Annotated in this window: 14 protein-coding genes and 1 riboswitch; of the genes, 3 read left to right on the plus strand and 11 right to left on the minus strand. The window is 72.9% G+C overall.

Translation table 11 applies throughout. The annotated features are described in order from the left end of the window. Positions 1-36 precede the first annotated feature (36 nt). Positions 37-747, minus strand: coding sequence for a YoaK family protein (locus tag ACFVWD_RS15015; RefSeq protein ID WP_389596310.1), 711 nt, complete (start codon positions 745-747; stop codon positions 37-39). Positions 748-1018: 271 nt separating this feature from the next. Between ACFVWD_RS15015 and ACFVWD_RS15020 the strand changes: the two genes are divergently transcribed. Next, positions 1019-2770 (plus strand): PE-PGRS family protein, encoded by a 1752-nt coding sequence (locus ACFVWD_RS15020; protein WP_389596312.1) that lies wholly within the window; start codon positions 1019-1021, stop codon positions 2768-2770. Between the two features lie 134 nt (positions 2771-2904). Here the strand turns inward: ACFVWD_RS15020 and ACFVWD_RS15025 are convergent, their stop codons facing one another. The 6 genes from ACFVWD_RS15025 to ACFVWD_RS15050 form a co-directional block, all read right to left on the minus strand. Next, complete coding sequence (locus tag ACFVWD_RS15025; RefSeq protein ID WP_389596314.1) at positions 2905-3321, minus strand: transglycosylase SLT domain-containing protein; 417 nt, start codon at positions 3319-3321, stop codon at positions 2905-2907. 376 nt (positions 3322-3697) lie between these two features. Then, positions 3698-4519, minus strand: coding sequence for an ECF transporter S component (locus ACFVWD_RS15030; protein WP_389596316.1), 822 nt, complete (start codon positions 4517-4519; stop codon positions 3698-3700). After that, positions 4516-6174 carry an ABC transporter ATP-binding protein gene (locus ACFVWD_RS15035; RefSeq protein WP_389596318.1) on the minus strand — a complete coding sequence of 553 codons (1659 nt, stop codon included), beginning with the start codon at positions 6172-6174 and terminating at the stop codon, positions 4516-4518. The genes ACFVWD_RS15030 and ACFVWD_RS15035 overlap by 4 nt, the downstream gene beginning before the upstream one ends. Continuing rightward, complete coding sequence (locus tag ACFVWD_RS15040; protein ID WP_389596320.1) at positions 6171-7286, minus strand: CbiQ family ECF transporter T component; 1116 nt, start codon at positions 7284-7286, stop codon at positions 6171-6173. The genes ACFVWD_RS15035 and ACFVWD_RS15040 overlap by 4 nt, the downstream gene beginning before the upstream one ends. A 15-nt stretch (positions 7287-7301) precedes the next feature. After that, positions 7302-7979, minus strand: a complete 678-nt coding sequence (locus ACFVWD_RS15045; RefSeq protein WP_389596322.1) for an SCO2322 family protein — start codon at positions 7977-7979, stop codon at positions 7302-7304. Continuing rightward, the gene (locus ACFVWD_RS15050) at positions 7976-9217 is read right to left on the minus strand and encodes a prenyltransferase/squalene oxidase repeat-containing protein (protein WP_389596324.1); all 1242 of its coding nucleotides are present in this window, start codon (positions 9215-9217) and stop codon (positions 7976-7978) included. The genes ACFVWD_RS15045 and ACFVWD_RS15050 overlap by 4 nt, the downstream gene beginning before the upstream one ends. Positions 9218-9328: 111 nt before the next feature. Further along, a riboswitch (cobalamin riboswitch) is annotated at positions 9329-9467 on the minus strand. A 48-nt stretch (positions 9468-9515) separates the two neighbouring features. Between ACFVWD_RS15050 and ACFVWD_RS15055 the strand changes: the two genes are divergently transcribed. Further along, on the plus strand, positions 9516-10184 hold the full coding sequence (locus tag ACFVWD_RS15055; RefSeq protein ID WP_389596510.1) for a phosphotransferase family protein: 669 nt from the start codon (positions 9516-9518) through the stop codon (positions 10182-10184). On the opposite strand, the gene ACFVWD_RS15060 is transcribed toward ACFVWD_RS15055, so the two are convergent. Next, entirely contained in the window at positions 10178-11368 is a 1191-nt protein-coding gene (locus tag ACFVWD_RS15060; protein WP_389596326.1) for a serine hydrolase domain-containing protein, read from the minus strand. The genes ACFVWD_RS15055 and ACFVWD_RS15060 overlap by 7 nt on opposite strands. A gap of 78 nt (positions 11369-11446) precedes the next feature. Continuing rightward, positions 11447-12556, minus strand: a complete 1110-nt coding sequence (locus tag ACFVWD_RS15065) for a PP2C family protein-serine/threonine phosphatase (protein ID WP_389596328.1) — start codon at positions 12554-12556, stop codon at positions 11447-11449. 159 nt (positions 12557-12715) lie between these two features. On the opposite strand from ACFVWD_RS15065, the gene ACFVWD_RS15070 reads away from it, so the two are divergent. Continuing rightward, positions 12716-14809, plus strand: coding sequence for an ATP-binding protein (locus tag ACFVWD_RS15070; protein WP_389596330.1), 2094 nt, complete (start codon positions 12716-12718; stop codon positions 14807-14809). Here ACFVWD_RS15070 and ACFVWD_RS15075 read toward each other — a convergent pair. Together ACFVWD_RS15075 and ACFVWD_RS15080 are read right to left on the minus strand one after the other, a co-directional pair. Beyond that, positions 14788-15258, minus strand: coding sequence for a nuclear transport factor 2 family protein (locus ACFVWD_RS15075; protein WP_389596332.1), 471 nt, complete (start codon positions 15256-15258; stop codon positions 14788-14790). The two genes, ACFVWD_RS15070 and ACFVWD_RS15075, sit on opposite strands and share 22 nt — an antisense overlap. A gap of 125 nt (positions 15259-15383) precedes the next feature. Then, positions 15384-16421, minus strand: coding sequence for an MBL fold metallo-hydrolase (locus ACFVWD_RS15080; RefSeq protein WP_389596334.1), 1038 nt, complete (start codon positions 16419-16421; stop codon positions 15384-15386). Positions 16422-16486 lie beyond the last annotated feature (65 nt).

Genomic DNA, 16486 nt, shown 5'->3' on the forward strand with positions numbered 1-16486 from the left:
CGGCAGCACATCGGTGCTGCCGCGGCCGGTTCGGCGTCAATCCCGACCGGACGTCGCGATCGCCAGTACCCCCGCCAGCACTGCCGCGAGCAGCAGGGGGATGCCCAGGCCGTGGTGGATCACCAGCCATGCGCCGAGCGTGGCGCCCGCCAGCATGGCGATGACGGCCGCCGTGCGGCGGGGGGAGCGGTGGCTCGAGCCGTCGCCGGCCGCGGACTCGGAGGCGAGGCCGGTCAGGGTCATCGTCAGGACGGTGGTCGTGAGGTCCGGCACGCCGAGTTTGCGCACGGTCGCGTTGCGCAGGCCCATCGCGAAGGCCGTGAGGGCGATCAAGGCGTAGGTGGTCGCGGTGGCGCCCGGCGCGACGAAGGCGACCACCGCGGACGCGCCCACGAACACCGCCTCCGCGGTGAGCGTGACCCGTGCCCAGGTCCGGCGCGAACCGCCGCCGTACCGCCCCGCGATCCGGCCCCCGACCGCGGCACCCGCCAGGAAGAAGGCCAGGGAGGTCGAGGTGTGCGGGATCGAGAAGCCGGGGGCGCCGGCCGCGGCGAAGCCGAGTACCACCACGTTGCCGGTCATGTTCGCCGTGAAGACGTGCCCGAGTCCGAGATAGCTCACCGCGTCGATCAGCCCGCTGACCACGGTCAGCGACAGCAGCACCACCACCAGACGCACCCCGCGCGCCTCGGGGTCGGCGGGCCGTGGACCGGTGCTCCCGGCGCCCTCTGCGCTCTGCTCGCTCATGGGGGCTCCGGGGGAGGTGGCGGGCACGGTGTGCTCAAGTCCACCACGTACGCGGGGGACTCCCGGACACCGGGGCGACCCGCGTGTCCGTCCGGTGCGCCGCGTCCCTGGGGCAGCCGTGCCCGTGAGGTCCTCCGCGGTGCCCCCAGTGTCCTTCCGCCCGGGCGTGCCCCGGAGTCACGATGGCTCCTTATACCTCTGGGGACAACGGAAGCGGGCGCTCAGGCGTACGTGGGGAGCCCGGTGGATGAAGAGGTGGGTGGAGGGGCGTATGGACAGGCGGCAGCACGGCGAGGGCGGGCGCCCACGGGCGGGATCACCGGCACGTACCGCGCCCCTGCCACGCCCGGTCTCCCCGGGCCCCCGCCAGGTCCGGACCAGGTCGGACGCCACGCCCAGGACGCCCGCCGAGATGGCGGCGATCCAGCGCACGGCCGGCAACCGGGCGGGGGCGGCGTCCGTGTCCGTGCAGAAGGTGGGGGAGTCGAGCACGGGCGCGGCTTCCGCCGCCGAGGAGTCCGGCCGCGAGGACCACGGCGCGGCCGTGATCACGCGGCTGAGCCGGTCGATCGAGGGCCATGTCGTCGTGGCGAAGATGAAGGTGAGCCCCCTGGCGCCGGGCACATGGTGGCCGGAGCACTGGATGCCGGAGGGGCCCGCGCGCCTGAAGCGCACCCTGGAGCGGCGGGTGATCAGCGGCGAGCTGTTCGGCGCCCAGGACCTGGAGGACATCAGGACGCTCTCCCAGGTGAACCCCCAGTGGCTCGCGAAGGTGGGTATCGGCACCTTCAAGGAGTCCGAGGAGTACATCAAGGGCGACCACAAGGACTGGCTGAGGAACCTTCCGGGCAAACGCATCCTGGCCGCGACCCTGGCCTTCCAGCAGAACGCGCCGGGCACGCGCCCGGCCGGCGCGCCCACCCCGATCGCCCCGGACTACACCCTCGGCCGTTTCATGACCACCAAGGCTCCCGGAGTCCCGGACGAGGAGAAGCAGCCCCTGCGGGCCGAGCGGGACGAGCAGATACGGCAGACCGCCGTCGACACCCTGCACCCGGCCGGCCTGTCCTCCGAACGCCGTCACCCCGACGCGGACAAGGCCGAGACGGTGAAGCACGCTGCGAAGGACGCGAAGGCCCGTGACGTCTTCACGTCCGTCCTGCTCCTGCTCCAGCACGGACTGAAGACCTACGACCCGGGGGCGGGAGTGGCCGCGCATGTCGACTACCGCGAGGGTGACGTCGTGCGGGCGCTCGCCCACGGCGGCCGGGTCAACATCCGCATCCCTGCCCTGCGCGGGGGCGAGTCGCCCCAGTCGTTGACGGACTTCCTGGGCGTCACGGACCGGGGCCGACGCGCGGGGTTCGTCGACAAGCGTGACTTCGCCACGCACCGCACCGCCATCGAGAAGAACAAGGAGGGGGGCGAGCCGGGCAAGTTCCAGGAGAAGGGCGGTATCGGCGCGTCCGTCGCGAACTTTCTGACGCCGGCCGTGCCCCATGTCGGGCCCGAGCGTCCGCAGCTCATGGGCATGGACATCTCCGGCGGCGGGTTCGGCTCGCAGGACTGGAACGGCGACGTGGTCCTGCCGAACGGCTCGTACGGCCACATGCTGCTGATTCTCACCCCGCCGACCGCCGCCAAGGACGGCTCCCTGCTGGTCGGCATCGAGACGATCAAGCCCCATGCCGAGAGCCCGGTCGGCTATGTGCACAACGCCCGGTCCACCGAGGCCACGGCCAACCCCGAGTCGGTCCTGCACGGTCACAAGGGGGACAAGGTCGGCACCGGCGGGCTGAAGCACAACGAGCGCCTGGTGGAACTGCGGGAGCTGGGGAAGGCCCAGGGAAGCGGGGACTGGCGCGCGTTCCTGGACCAGATCAAGCGGGAGTGGCTCGACGAGCTGGAGAAGAACAAGGACGACGTCGCCGGGCAGCGGAAGATGTACGAGCGGCTCGTCGGCCGGCGGCAGCACTTCTACGAGCAGGCCGAGCAGACCGAGGAGGGCGAGCAGGCCGAGTAAGCCGAGTAAGCCGAGTAGGCCGATTCGTTCGATGTTCGGTGGGCATGGCGAAGGCGGCGGCCCCGGGGATCGGGGGGGCCGCCGCCTTCGCGTATACGGGTGCCGTGTGGCTCCGGTGGTCACCGGTGGGCCGCTCAGTACCAGTTGTGGGCCTGCCAGAAGTTCCAGGCGGCGGCCGGGCTGCCGTAGCGGGAGTTCATGTAGTCCAGCCCCCACTTGATCTGGGTGGCCGGGTTCGTCTTCCAGTCGGAACCGGCAGCCGACATCTTCGCGCCGGGCAGGGCCTGGACCAGGCCGTAGGCGCCGGAGGAGGAGTTCGTGGCGCTGGGGTTCCAGCCGCTCTCATGCTCGACGATCTTGCTGAAGGCAGTGAACTGCGCGGCGTCCGGGATCATCTTGTGCGCGATCGCCTGGGCGGAGGAGGCCTGGCCGGTGGCGGCCTGAGCGGGGCTCGCGGCGAGGACCATGCCGGTGGCGGCGGCGGCCACGGCGGCGGTGGTGAGGACCTTCTTCGGGGAAGCGGCGATGTTGCGGATGAAGGAGACGGACACGCGGAGAACCTCTCTTAGGAAACAGGGCGGTCGCGGTGCGCCGTGACCACACGACGTGTGGTGGAGGCGTACATCGGCGCCGCGACCCGGGTGGGTTCGTGGCGCCTGGCGACTGCTTCAGAGAAACAGGCTCAGGGGGGTGTCCGCAATGACCCCTTTTACTAGTGGTGGTCGCATCCGGGGGAAACGCCCCTTGTGTGACCTGGGTCTCAAACCCCAGGTCAGAGGGGTTGACGACGCGTGCATGCCAGGCCTTCCGGGCTACTAGCCCGCCTCGTATGTGACGTGGGTCCTATGGGGTGCTTCACCCCGTGACTGGCGGAAGGTGTGCGGGTGGCTACGGGGCGCGTCCGGATGGTGTGACCTGGGCCGCACGTCACCGGGGTTCGAAGGTGACCGGGGTCTCAAAGGCGGCCCGTCGCGTCGCCCGGCGCAGCGCCTTGAGGAGGGTCGCGCCGAGCGCGAGGGTCAGGGCGACGGTGACGACGGCCCGGCCCAGGTCCCAGCCGAGGGAGGTGGCCAGGCAGTAGGCGAGGAAGCGGGCCAGGTTGGCGGGCACGCCGGCGTGCGGGTCGAAGGCGACGTTCGAGGCCAGCGCGCCCATGAAGGGCCAGCCGGCCAGGTTCATGACCGTGCCGTACGCGAACGCGGCGCAGAACCCGTACGCCGCGAGCAGGGCCAGTTCCCCGCGCCCACGCAACCGGTCGGGGCCCGGTAGCAGCCCGGCGCCCATCGTGAACCAGCCCATCGCGAGCATCTGGAACGGCAGCCACGGACCCACCCCGCCCGTGAGCAGCGCGGAGGAGAACATGGTCACGGAACCGAGCACGAACCCGAACCCCGGTCCGAGCACCCGGCCGCTCAGCACCATCAGGAAGAACATCGGCTCGATCCCGGCCGTCCCCGCGCCGATCGGCCGCAGCGCGGCGCCGGTCGCGGCCAGCACCCCGAGCATGGCCACCGCCTTCGGGCCGAGCCCGGACTCGGAGATCGTCGCCGTGACGACGGCGACGAGCATCACCAGCAGCCCCGCGAACAGCCAGGGCGCGTCCTGCGCGTGCGCGACGGCCTGCGAGGTGGGGTCGGCGAAGAGCGGCCAGCCGAACCCGGCGACCCCGACGGCGCTCACGAGGCAGAGGGCGGCGAGGGAGCGGGGGCCGAGGCGGACGGCTCTGGTCCGGACCTCCGGTGTCGTCATGAGAGGGCCTCCCTGACCTGGGTGACCGTGAGCCACGGCTGCGGCGCGAGCACCTTCGTGACCTGGGGGGCGAAGGACGGGGAGGCGACGACCACCTCGGCCGTGGGGCCGTCGGCGACGATCTCGCCGTCCGCGAGGACGACGACACGGTGCGCGAGCTCGGCGGCGAGTTCCACGTCGTGGGTGGCCAGGACGATCGCGTGACCCTCGGCGGCCAGACCGCGCAGGACCGTGACCAGGCGGGACTTCGCCGCATAGTCCAGGCCGCGGGTCGGTTCGTCGAGGAGCAGGAGCGGGGGGCGGGCCGTCAGGACGACGGCCAGCGCGAGCGCCAGCCGCTGCCCCTCCGAGAGGTCACGGGGGTGGGTGGCGTCCCCGATGTCCGGCAGCAGCTCGGACACCAGGGCCCGGCAGGTGCCGGGCTCGGCCCCCGCGTCCTCGTCGGCCGCCGCGCATTCGGCGGCGACCGTGTCGGCGTACAGCAGGTCGCGCGGTTCCTGCGGGACGAGGCCCACCCGGCGTACGAGGTCCCGCGGTGCCGTGCGGTGCGGGACCGCGCCCCCGACCAGGACCGATCCGGCCGCCGGTCGGACCAGGCCGACCAGCGTGCCGAGGAGGGTGGACTTCCCGGCCCCGTTGCGGCCCATCAGCGCGATGATCTCGCCGGGGGCGGTGGTCAGGTCGACGCGCCGGAGCGCCTCGACGCGGCCGTGGCGGACGGCGAGGGCTTCGATCGAGGCCGGGGCCGTCGCCCGTGGAGTTGTCGGCTGGGGAACTGTCGCCCGCGAAACTGTCGCCCGCGGAACGGTCGGCTGCGGGGTCCTCGGCTTCGGGACGAGTTCCGCGAGCCGCTCCCGCAGGGACCCCGACCTGCGCCGTGCGTCGCGCACCGTGAGGGGGAGCGGGGACCAGCCGGCCAGTCGGCCCAGGTCCACCACCGGCGGGTACACCGGGGACACGGTCATGATCTCGGACGGGGTGCCGAGGAGCGGCGCGGTGCCCGGAGACGGGAGCAGGGCGACCTGGTCGGCGTACTGGATGACGCGTTCGAGGCGGTGTTCGGCCATGAGGACGGTCGTGCCGAGGTCGTGGACGAGGCGTTGCAGGACGGCGAGGACCTCCTCGGCGGCGGCCGGGTCCAGGGCCGAGGTGGGCTCGTCGAGGACCAGGACCCGCGGGTGGGGGGTCAGGACCGAGCCGATGGCGACGCGCTGCTGCTGGCCGCCGGAGAGCGTGGCGATCGGGCGGTCGCGGAGGTCCGCCAGGCCCAGCAGGTCCAGGGTCTCCTCGACGCGGCGGCGCATCACGGTCGGCGCGAGGCCCAACGACTCCATGCCGTAGGCGAGTTCGTCCTCGACCGTGTCCGTCACGAAGTGCGACAGCGGATCCTGGCCCACCGTGCCGACCACGTCCGCGAGCTCGCGCGGCTTGTGGGTGCGGGTGTCCCGTCCGGCGACCGTGACCCGGCCGCGCAGGGTGCCGCCCGTGAAGTGCGGGACGAGACCGGAGACCGCGCCGAGCACGGTCGACTTGCCGACGCCGGAGGGCCCCACGAGCAGGACGAGTTCACCCTCCGGGACCTCGAAGTCCACGCCCTGGACGGTGGGTTCGACAGCTCCGTCGTACGTCACGGAGACATCCTCGAAGCGGATCATGAGGGGTCCTTGGGGGTGGAGGGTTCCCGTGAGTGGGGTGTCGGGGCCACGAAGGCGGGGAGCAGGCCGAGCAGGATCGCCGCCGCGGGCCACAGGGGCAGGTCGGGAGCGGTCAGCGGGAGGACGCCGGGGCTCAGGGCCGCGGCGTCGTACGTGGCGGAGACGATCAGTCCGGTGGCGACCGCGGCTCCGGAACCCGCCACCAGCCAGGCCCGTACGCCCCACACGTCCGGGCGGTAGCGCGTACGGACCGAGCGGCGCCCGCCCAGCCACAGCCCGCCGAGCGCCGCGGCCACTCCGGCGAGCAGCACGGGCAGGCCGTAGGTGCCGCCCTCGGCGGTCAGCACTCCGTACGTGCCCGCGCAGACGCCGAGCAGACCGCCCAGCGTCAAGGCGGTGGTCGTACGGCGGACGGCGGGCGGTACCTCGGCGGTGCGGCCGTAGCCGCGGGCGTCCATCGCCGCCGCGAGGGCGACCGAACGCTCCAACGCGCCCTCCAGGACGGGGAGTCCGACATGCAGCAGGCCGCGCAGACCACGGTCGGGGCGGCCGCGCAGACGGCGGGCGGCGCGCAGTCGCCGGCCGTCCGCGATCAGGTTCGGCGCGAACGTCAGCGCGACGACCACCGCGACGCCCGCCTCGTACAGGGCGCCCGGGAGTGACTTCAGCAGCCGTGCCGGGTTCGCGAGGGCGTTCGCCGCGCCGACGCAGATGAGGAGGGTGGCCAGTTTCAGGCCGTCGTACAGCGCGAACAGCAGGCCCTCGGCGGTGACCCGGCCGCCGATACGGATGCCCTGGGCCCAGTGGGGGAGGGGGAGTTCGGGGAGGGTGACGAGGAGGTGGGTGCCGGGGATGGGGGAGCCGAGGAAGACGGCGAACGCCAGCCGGATGCCGAGGACGGCGATGCCGAGTCTGACGAACGCGGTGTAGGAGCGGGCCCAGGGGGCGTCGGTCCGGCGGGCGGCCACCACATAGCCGGCCACGGCTATGAGGAGGGCGAGCAGGAGGGGGTTGGTGGTGCGGGAGGCGGCGGTTCCCAGGCCCAGGGCCCAGATCCACCAGGCTCCTGGGGGGAGGGCGTTGGAACGGTGTGCCTTCGGCGCGCGTGTCATCGTCGGTCGCCGTACTCAGGGCCGGCGGCGGCGGGTCTGCCAGACCGCCGCCCCGCCGAGAGCGGCGACCGCGACGACTCCCGCGAGCAGGCCGAGCGACGGGCCGTGCCGGTCCGGCTCGGACTTGGCGTCGGCCTTGGCGTTGGCTTTCGAGGTGGCTTTCGCGGTGGTGGAAGGCGCGGTGTGTGACGTCGCGACCTGGTCGCCGCAGCCTGTTCCGGGGTAGCCCGCGATGGCGCACAGGAGGGCGTTGGTGTCGTACCGGAGGGGCTTGGCGACCGTCGCGAGCGCCTCGGCCGTGGTCGCGTCGGCGGGGACGCGGGCACAGACCGTCCGCGGTGCGGGCGGCGTCTCGCCGCCCGGGGCGTCCGCGGTCGTGCCGGAGTCGATGACGAGGGCCACCCGCTTGTGGCCCGCCCGGGCGGGCGTCTTCGCGCAGATGGACGCGAAGTCGGCGTCGCCGCGCGGCTTGGAGGCGTCCTGCGAGTCCGCGCTCACCGCGAAACGGAAGCCCTGCACGTCGCCGTCGGACGGCCGCGCGGTCGACGGGCCCTGCGTCGCGTACGTCCACTTCCCGCCGGTCAGGTCCCAGAACGACCAGTAGCGGTAGCCGACGGCCTGGGCCTGTCCCGCGCCGCCGAGTACGAGCAGGAGCAGGGACAGGACCAGTGCGCACGTCCGACGGCGGCTCACGGCTGCTGCTTCTTGTTCCGGGCGCTGATCAGGAAGCCGATGCCGATGCCGCCGACGAGACCGACGCCGATGATCCACCAGACGCTGACGCCGCTGTCGTCCTTCTTCTTCGCGGCTTCCGCGGCGGACGCGGATGCGGAGGCCGTGGGCTCGGCCGGGAGGGACGCGGGCGCGGGGCCGGTGGCGTTGAGCTGCTTGACGAGGTCCCGGCCACCGAAGTCGCGCGGGTCGAACGTCGCCGCGTCGGCGGCGAGGACGAGCTGCGCGTACGCGGCGGGTCCGGACTGCTCGGCCCACTGCGCGGAGTGGGCCTCCAGCCAGCGCAACGCGTCGGCCGCCTTGTCGCCGTGCCCGGCGGTCGCGAGCGCGACGACCGCGTCCGCCGTGTTGCCGTAGTCCGGCTGGTCCTTGGCGCCGGGCATCGTCGACGTGAGGTGCTGGTCCTTGGCGAGCGCCTTGACGAGGTACGCGGCGCCGTTCCGGGCCGCCTGTTCGGCGCCGGTGGCGGCTTTGCAGGAGAGGGGGTCGGCCACGGGCTTCAGGGGCTCACCGGCGAGGCCCTTGCCCAGGGCTCCGACCACGGCCGCCGCCGTCGCGTCCGCGTTGGCCGCGAGCTTGCCCTTCTTGTCCGGCTGGTAGGCGAACGCGCCCCCGTCGGCCCCGCCGCACGGGATCGACAGCTTCACGAGGGCGTCGTACGGCGACTTGCCGTCCTTGGAGACGTCCGCCGGCTTCTTGCCCACCGCCGCCAGCGCCCCGATCACCACGGACGTGGAGTTCGCGTCGCTCGCGCCGCCCGCCGTGTAGCCCCAGCCGCCGTCCTTGTTCTGTACGGACTTCAGCCATGCGACGGCCTTGCCCGTCTCGCCGCCGTGGCCGCCGAGCGCGGCGAGGGCCTGCACGGCCGCCGAGGTGCTGTTGGTGTCGACCATCGTCTTGGCGTCGCACTTCGCCGACGCGTCGGCGCGGTACGCCGCGAACGCCCCGTTCGCGCACTGCTGCCCGGCCAGCCAGTCGACGGCCTTCGCCGCGGGCTTCACACCGACGGTGTGCTGGGCGAGCAGCGCGAGGGACTGCCGCCAGACACCGTCGTAGGTGGGGTCGGTGGTGCCGTAGAGGCCGGAGGGTATCGCCGGGGCAGGCGAAGGCGAGGCGCCTTCGGCCACGGCGGCCGGGGCCAGGGCCGTACCGATCACTACGGTGGCGGCCAGTACCGCGGCGCTGCGGCGAACAATCATGACTCTCCCTGCGGGAGCCGGGCAGCACCGGGCGCAGGCTTGGCCCCGAGCGGCTCCGGCCCCGTGTCCCTCGACGGTGCCGGCCACCGGCGGGCTGCCGGTGGCACGAGCCGGTCACGTCCCGGACGAGGCGATCCGGCTCACCACCCTGCGGCTTCGCGCGGGCGGTTCACGGTTGCGGGTCAGCGCCGGAATTGCACCGGCTTCTCCGCGTACGGGTGTGATGACGACCTGCTTACTGTACCGGCCCGTAGGAATCGCCTGAGGAGTGGCTGTGACGGTGGATAGGTTCGGCGGCATGGGGACGGGGAGACTGATCGGTTCGGGGCGTTCGGCGGATGTCTTCGAGGTGGAGGGGGAGCGGGGCTGGGTGGTGCGCCGGGATCGGGACGGGTGGGGGGACGCGGCGGCCGAGGCGGCGGTGATGGAGTACGTGCGGGGGCACGGATATCCGGTGCCTGCCGTGCGGGCGGCGAGCCGGACCGAGATGGTGATGGAGCGGCTTTCGGGGCCGACCATGCTGGCGGCGTTCGAGGCGGGGGAGATCGGCGCGCGGGAGGGCGGTGGCGTGCTTGCCGGGCTGCTGCGCGCGCTGCACGCCGTGCCCGGCCGGGGCTCCGGTGACTCAGGCGTCCGCGTACTGCACCTGGATCTGCACCCGGACAACGTGATGCTCACCCCGGACGGCCCGAAGGTCATCGACTGGTCCAACGCCGAGGACGGGCCGCCCGGTCTGGACTGGGGCATGTCCGCCGTGATCCTCGCCCAGGTCGCCGTCGGCGCTGAGGTCCACGCGGAGCTGGCCCGCGAGACGCTGGTCGCGATGCTCGACGGGAACGCGGACCGGGTGACGCGGGAGGGGCTTGTGGAGGCGCGGGTGCGCCGGGCCGCCAATCCGACCATGAGCGCACATGAGGTCCGACTCCTCGCGGATGCCGAGGAGTTGATCCGGACGCTGCTTCACTGAGCGGTGCGGCGCCAGAAGTCGCGCATCAGCGGGGTCGGCGTCGGGTTCTCCATGGCCACCTGGGTGAGGAGCAGGGTGACGGTGCCGGTGGCGGGGACGAGGTGGCCGGTGGTGCCGGTGCCGCCACTCCAGCCGTAGCGGCCCGGGACGTTCCAGGGGTCGGTGGGCGCGATGTCGACCTGGGCGCCGTAACCCCAGCCCTGGCCCTCCATGAAGAGCGCGCCGATCTCGCGCTGCGGCCGGGTGAGGTGGTTGGTGGTCATCTGCCGTACCGAGGCGCGGGAGAGGAGCCGGTGGCCCTCGGCCGTGGTGCCGCCCGCGAGGAGCAGCCGGGCGAAGGCCAGCCAGTCGTCGGCGGTCGAGACGAGTCCACCCCCGCCGGAGGGGAACGGCGGCACGCGGCTCCACTGACCGTCGGGCGCGTCGGCCAGTTCGAGACCATGGCCGTCGGGCGCGGTGCGGTAGGAGCTGGTGAAGCGGTCGCGCTTGGCGGCCGGTACCTCGAACGCCGTGTCGGTCATGCCGAGCGGCTCGAAGATCCGCTCGGCCAGGAACTCCGGCAGTGAACGGCCCGTGACCCGGGAGACCAGCACGCCCTGGAGGTCGGAGCAGGTGCCGTACAGCCAGGCCTCGCCCGGCTGGTACAGCAGCGGGATCCGGGACAGGTCCGCCAGCCATGCGTCCGGCGCCGGGAAGCCCTGCGGTTCGCGGCCGTCCTTCTGGACCTCGAACAGCGCCTGGACCTGCGGCAGTGTGAAGTCGGACGGGAAGCCCCAGCCCGCCCGGGAGGAGAGCAGGTCGGCGACGGTGAGGGGACGGGCGGCCGGGACCACGTCCTCGACCGGACTCGACGGGGTCCGTACGACCATCGGCTTCGCCAGCTCCGGGAGCCAGGTGTCGACCGGATCGTCCGACGCGATCTCCCCGTCCTCGATCAGCATCATCACCGCCGCCGCGGTGATCGGCTTGCTGATCGAGGCGATACGGAAGATCGAGTCCCTGGCCATCGGGGCGCTGCCCTCGACGTCGACGGTGCCGACGGCCCGGACCTCGACCGTGTCGCCGCGGGCCACCAGGCCCACGGCTCCGGGCACCTTGCCCTCGTCGACGTACGCCTTCAGGAGGTCGTGCAGGCCGCTCGCCGACCTGGGGTTCGGGTCCGGCTTCGGCAACGGGTTCGGCATCGGCTTCGGCATCGGTCGGCCTTTCTGGGGGGTGCTGCTTCGGTATCTACGACTCCCGTCGCGTCGCGGAATCATCGGTCACGGCACGGGCGCCGGAACCGTCGCCTCCGTGGGCTGGCACAGCACCAGGGCGAGATCGTCGGCGAGGGCGGTGCCGGTGTGGGCGAGCAGGCGGGCGTGCAGGGACCGCAGGGCCTCGTCGGGGAGCGGCTCGCGCAGGGCGAGCGCCGCCTCGCCGAGGAGGGGGAACGGGGCGCCCTCCGGGTCACGGGCCTCGGTGAGGCCGTCGGTGTAGAGGAGCAGCCGGTCGCCGGGCTGGAGCCGTACGCGGTACTGGCGCGGGTCGGGATCGAGGCCCAACGGCGGTGTGGGGACGAGGGGTTCGAGGAGTTCGATGCGGTGGCCGGAGCGCAGCGGGGGCGGATGGCCGCAGTTGACGAGCCGCACCTCGCCGGGCGCGAACTCGGCGAGCACCGCGGTGACGAAGTCCTCGGGGCCCAGCTCGGGGGTGAGGAGGGCGTCGAGTTCGGTGGTGAGGGTCACCAGGTCCGGTGCGGTGTAGGCGAGTTCACGGAAGGCCGTGATGGTGCCGGCGGTCAGCCGGAGCCCCTCGACGCCGTGGCCGCGTACGTCGCCGACGAGGACCCGCAGGCCGTACGGCGTCACCGCGACGTCGTACAGGTCGCCACCGACGGTCGATTCGTGGGAGGCGCTGTGATACCGGGTACAGACCCGGGTGCCGTCGAAGGTGCGGGAGATGGGCCGCAGGATCGCCGTCTGGGTGACCCGGGCCACCTCGCGGGCCCGCGCCAGCCGGTCGCGGAGGCGGTCGCGCTGCCGGGCCGCGTACACGGTGAGCGCGCAGCCGACGAGGAGTCCGCCCCAGCGGATGCCGAAGCCGGTGCTCGGCACCTCGTCGTTGCCGATCCCCATGGCCAGGCCCAGGACCGCCGACCAGCAGCACACCAGCACGGTGTGCCGGACGCCGAGCCGGGCGCAGGCCAGCAGCGGGCCGATGAGCAGCAGGGTGATGAGCGGCGGTACCTGGTCGAAGAGCAGATCCGGCACGGCGATCAGCAGACAGGTGACGAGCGGCGCGAGCAGCGCCCGCCGCTCCCACTGTTCTTGATGTCCTCGGTCTTCTTGGTGTTCTCGACGATCTCGCTGACCCTGCTCCTTCGTGCCCATCACCCGACGATCTCCGAACATCGACCGCCGCACCCTCACCAACAGGGAGTTGATCGCATCTCGTCGAAAGGTGCCCGGAACTGTCGTGGTGCCGACGCTCTTCTGTCCGAGTTCTCGGACAGCCGCCGGAGCCGGTGTGATCCGTCCAGACTGGTTGTTGTGTCCGACAAAACGACCGAGCCGACGCATCCGACCGGCGGCGGGCCCGGCAATCTGCCGCCCGAGACGCACAGCTTCGTCGGGCGACGGGAGGAACTCCACTGGCTGGAGGCGGAGTTGGACTCCTCGGTGGGCATATACCGGCTCCTGAGCGTCGTCGGCGTCGGCGGAGTCGGCAAGACCCGGCTCGCCCTGCGCGCCCTGGGCCGGGTCCAGGAGGCCTACCCCGACGGCGTCTGGCTGGTGGAACTCTCCCCCCTGCACACCGCGGGCCTGGTCGGCCTTGCCGTCGTGGAGGCGCTGCGGCTCGCCGACCAGTCCACCGGTCCCGTCACCGAGGTGGTGGCCGAATGGGCCGAGGACAAAAGGCTGTTGCTGGTGCTCGACTCCTGCGAACACGTCCTCGCGGAGTGCGCCGCACTCGTCGAGACCCTGCTGCCCGCCCTCCCCGGCCTGCGCGTCCTCGTCACCAGCCGCGAACCGCTCGGACTGCCCGGCGAACTCGTGCTGACCCTGGACCCGCTGCCGATCGCCGACGACGCGGTCACCCTGTTCGCCGACCGCGCCACCAACACCGGTTTCACCCTCGACGACATCAACCGCCCCACCGTGGAGGCCGTCTGCCGCCGCCTCGACGGCATCCCGCTCGCCCTCGAACTCGCCGCCGCCCGACTGTCCGAACTGTCCCTGGCCCAGCTCCACGGCCGGCTCGGCGAACGCCTGCCGTCCCGGCTCGACCTGCTCAGCGCCCCGCGCGACGGCGCCGGACCGCCACGCCACCAGACACTGCGCACGGCGATCGGCTGGAGCCACGAACTGTGCGCACCGCTGGAGCGGCTGCTGTGGGCCCGGCTCTCGGTGTTCGCGGGCGGCTTCTGCTTGCGCGCCGCCGAGGAGATCTGCGCGGGCGGCCCGCTGCCCGCCGGGCGGATCGCCGCACTGCTCGCCCGGCTCGTCGAGCAGTCCATCGTGCAGCGCCACCGCACCGACCCCGCCCGCTTCCGGCTCCTCGACACCGTCGGGGAGTTCGGCGCCGACTGGCTGCGCGCCCTCGGCGAGGAACAGGCCGTACGGCTGCGCCACCGCGACCACTTCCGGCGGCTGGTCCGTCAGGGATGGACCGAGTGGAACACCGGACGGCAGGTCGCCTGGTGCGAACGCACCCTCACCGAACACGCCAACCTGCGCGCCGCGATGGACTGCGCGCTCACCGACCCCGACCGCCGGATCGCCCTGGGGATGGCGGCCGACCTCGGCTTCCTGTGGCGGCACTGCGGCTCTCTGCGCGACGCCCAGCACTGCCTGGACCTCGCGCTCGCCGCCGACCCGCCGCCCGGACCCGACCGCACCCGCGCCCTGTGGGCACGCGGCGCGGTGGCACTGCTCCAGGGCGACCTGGAGGTCGCGGCGGACTGGGCGGAGCGCTGCACGGACGCGGCGGACACCCAGGCCGACCCGGTGGCCGTGGTGGCCGCCGCGTATCTCACCGGCGGCCAGCTGGCGCTGAGCGGCCGACTGGGCGAGGCGATCGACGTACTGTCCGCCACGCCCCGACTGCCCATCAGGCAGGACGGGTTCGGGGCGGCCCAGCTCCAGGTCCGGGTGGCGCTGTCCTTCTCGCACCTGCTGCGCGGCGACCACGACCGGGCGCGGACGGTGGCCGAGGAGGTGCGCGAGGCCAGCGTGGAGTGCGGGGAGTCGTGGGCGGGCGCCTTCGCCGACGGGATCGTCGCCCAGACGGACCTGGCCCGCGGCGAGGTCCGCGCCGCCGTCGACAACGCCCGCACCGCGCTCGCCGGACACGGTCTGCTGCACAACACCGTCGGCGCGGCCATGGCGCTGGACGTCCTGGCCGCCGCGGTCGTCGCGGCGGGCGACGGCCTGCGCGCCGCCCGCCTCCTCGGCATCGGCGAGCGCGTCTGGGAACTCACCGGCCGCGCCCAGATGGACTCGCCCGATCTCCTCGCCACCCGCCGTTCCCACGAACTCCGCATCCGCGCCGAGATCGGCGACAGCGCCTACCGCGCGGCGTACGAAGAGGGGTTCGGGATGCCGTACGAGGAGGGGCTCGACTACGCGGCGGAGGGCCGGTGACGGGGGGTGGGGCCGCCGAACGGCAGAAAGAGGGTGCGGGTCGAGAGCAGCCACTGCCCGTCGACCCTGCGGAAGGTGTCCTCGTAGTGTCCGATCTGCACGGGGGGCCCGGCGGGGACCATGCCGCCGGTGTGGCCGTCGACCCGGTAGGTGGTGAAGTACGAGGTGGCCCGCGCCTGGGTCGGTGAGTCCACGGTGACCAGGACGTTCGCCATCATGCGGCGCGAGAGCCGGTCCCCGGGGCGCGCGCCGAAGTAGGCGCGCAGGGCGGCACGCCCCTCGACGAGCCGGTCGCCCTCCGGCCACCGCCAGACGCCGTCCTCGGTGAACAGCTCGGCGACGGAGGCGGGTTCACCGAGGTCGAGACGGTGGACGAAGTCGAGAACGAGACGCTCACAGGCGCGTTCGGCGAGAAGCTGTTCGAGGGCGGGCTGTTCGAGAGGGTCCATGAGCTGTTGCTATCAGCTCCGGGCTTGCCGTCTCCAACGCATTACGGCGCCACGCGAACGCGGTACTGCGCCACGCGAACGCGGTACTGCGCCACGCGAAAGCGGTACTGCGCCACGCGAACGCGTTACAACGCCACGTACGTCACCGGATCACTCCCCGTCACCGCCTCCGCCCGGCCCAGTTTCACCAGGCGGCGCACATGGGCCTCGGCCTCCGACACCGCGATGTTGCGGGAGGTGAAGGGGATCTGGTCCCACGGGCGGTTCCACTCCATGCGCTCGGCGAGCTGCCAGGAGGTGAGCGGGGTCGACAGCAGGGCGAGCAGGCCGGTGAGCCGCTCCTCATGGTGTGCGAGCAACTCCCGTACGCGGCCGGGCGCGTCGGTGAAGGCGTGCTGGTGGGCCGGGAGCACCTCGGCCGGGTTCAGCCGGCCGACGCGCTCCAGGGCGTCCAGATAGTCCCCGAGGGGATCGGCGACAGTGGCGTCGTCGGGATCCTCGTACAGGCCGATGTGCGGGGTGATCCGAGGGAGCAGGTGGTCGCCGGAGAAGAGGCGGCCGTTGCCGGGGAGAGCGGCCGGGTGGGACTCCTCCAGGTGGAGGCAGACATGGCCGGGCGTGTGGCCCGGGGTCCAGATCGCGCGCAGGCGGCGCCCCGCCAGGTCGAGGAGCTCGCCGGGGACGATCTCACGGTCGGGGAGCGCGGGGGCGAAGGCGGGCAGGCCGGTGGAGAGCCGGGCCGTACGGGCCTCGCGCAGCAGCGCCACGTGCTCCTCGGGGGCGCCCGAGGACGCCAGCTTGTCCGCCATGTAGGAGAACCAGCGGTCGGCCCGGTTCTCCCGGGTCCGCCGCACGATCGCGGTGTCCAGCGCGTGCATCGCGATCCATGCCCCGGACGCCTCCCGCACCTTGCCCGACAGACCGTGGTGGTCGGGGTGGTGGTGGGTGATGACCACGCCGTGCACCTCGGCGACGGAGACGCCGCAGGCGGTGAGCCCGGCGGCGAGGGCGTCCCAGGAGGCCGGGTCGTCCCAGCCGGTGTCGATCAGCACGGGGCCCAGATCGGTGTCGACGAGGTGGACCAGCGTCGTTCCGAGCGGGTTGTCCGGGATGGGGACCCTGATCGACCGTACGCCCCCGCCGTGATCGGTCACCTGCGTCATGGATCCCCACCAATCGCCGTGTTCTCGCCACTATAACTAGAACCGATTCCATTGGGTGCTCAAAC

It is taken from the genome of Streptomyces sp. NPDC058086 (assembly GCF_042885015.1).
In the GTDB taxonomy this organism is placed as follows: Bacteria; Actinomycetota; Actinomycetes; order Streptomycetales; family Streptomycetaceae; genus Streptomyces.

What these genes read in the sequence shown, in the direction of transcription:
- ACFVWD_RS15015 (WP_389596310.1), bottom strand. Translation starts at nt 747, where the DNA reads ATGAGCGAGCAGAGCGCAGAGGGCGCCGGGAGCACCGGTCCACGGCCC.
- ACFVWD_RS15020 (WP_389596312.1), top strand. Translation starts at nt 1,019, where the DNA reads ATGGACAGGCGGCAGCACGGCGAGGGCGGGCGCCCACGGGCGGGATCA.
- ACFVWD_RS15030 (WP_389596316.1), bottom strand. Translation starts at nt 4,519, where the DNA reads ATGACGACACCGGAGGTCCGGACCAGAGCCGTCCGCCTCGGCCCCCGC.
- ACFVWD_RS15035 (WP_389596318.1), bottom strand. Translation starts at nt 6,174, where the DNA reads ATGATCCGCTTCGAGGATGTCTCCGTGACGTACGACGGAGCTGTCGAA.
- ACFVWD_RS15040 (WP_389596320.1), bottom strand. Translation starts at nt 7,286, where the DNA reads ATGACACGCGCGCCGAAGGCACACCGTTCCAACGCCCTCCCCCCAGGA.
- ACFVWD_RS15050 (WP_389596324.1), bottom strand. Translation starts at nt 9,217, where the DNA reads ATGATTGTTCGCCGCAGCGCCGCGGTACTGGCCGCCACCGTAGTGATC.
- ACFVWD_RS15055 (WP_389596510.1), top strand. Translation starts at nt 9,516, where the DNA reads ATGGGGACGGGGAGACTGATCGGTTCGGGGCGTTCGGCGGATGTCTTC.
- ACFVWD_RS15060 (WP_389596326.1), bottom strand. Translation starts at nt 11,368, where the DNA reads ATGCCGAACCCGTTGCCGAAGCCGGACCCGAACCCCAGGTCGGCGAGC.
- ACFVWD_RS15065 (WP_389596328.1), bottom strand. Translation starts at nt 12,556, where the DNA reads ATGGGCACGAAGGAGCAGGGTCAGCGAGATCGTCGAGAACACCAAGAA.
- ACFVWD_RS15075 (WP_389596332.1), bottom strand. Translation starts at nt 15,258, where the DNA reads ATGGACCCTCTCGAACAGCCCGCCCTCGAACAGCTTCTCGCCGAACGC.
- ACFVWD_RS15080 (WP_389596334.1), bottom strand. Translation starts at nt 16,421, where the DNA reads ATGACGCAGGTGACCGATCACGGCGGGGGCGTACGGTCGATCAGGGTC.